The 638-nt window shown below is 72.3% G+C and carries 2 pseudogenes; both read right to left on the reverse strand.

The window, feature by feature from the left end:
* Positions 1-504, reverse strand: a pseudogene (locus OP86_RS32560) (electron transfer flavoprotein subunit alpha/FixB family protein); the annotation flags it as partial.
* Positions 505-543: 39 nt separating this feature from the next.
* Positions 544-638 (reverse strand): annotated as a pseudogene (locus tag OP86_RS36330) (electron transfer flavoprotein subunit beta); the annotation flags it as partial.

Raw genomic sequence — 638 nt, forward strand, 5'->3', positions numbered from 1 at the left:
CGCACCCGCGGCCGCGACGGCCTCCGGGGCGACGGCGTTCGGCTTGACGGTGATGACCGGCGCGCCCTTGGTGACCTTCGACTTCACCTGGAAGGAAGCCGCGAACACCGACTGGGTGGCGACCGGACCACCGTCGCCGGCCTCCAGGTCGACGGCGTCGGTGATGATGCCCGAGCCCAGGCGCAGCGCCACGCGGGCGGCCACCTCCTTGCCCTCGCCGGACGAGGTGACCAGGACGGCCGCCACGTCGTTGGCCTTGGCGATCTGGGCCAGGGCGTCCACCTTGGGGACGACCAGCTGGTCGGCGAACTCGGCACCGTCGGCGACGTACACCTTCGCCGCGCCGTACTCACCGGCCTTCGCCGCGATGTCGGCGGCCGCGGCACCGGCGCCGAGGACCACCGCGGACGGCTCGCCGACGCGGCGGGCCAGGGTCAGCAGCTCCAGGGCCGGCTTGCGGACCGCACCGTCGGCGTGGTCCACCAGGACGAGAATCTCAGCCATTGCTCAATGTCTCCGTGTTTGCAGGTTCGAGGGGAGGGACTAGATGAACTTCTGGTCGGCCAGGAAGCCGGCGAGCGCCTTGCCGCCCTCGCCCTCGTCCTTGACGACGGTGCCCGCGGTACGCGCCGGACGCG

This window comes from Streptomyces novaecaesareae (assembly GCF_000716875.1).
GTDB classification, from domain to species: Bacteria; Actinomycetota; Actinomycetes; order Streptomycetales; family Streptomycetaceae; genus Kitasatospora; species Kitasatospora novaecaesareae.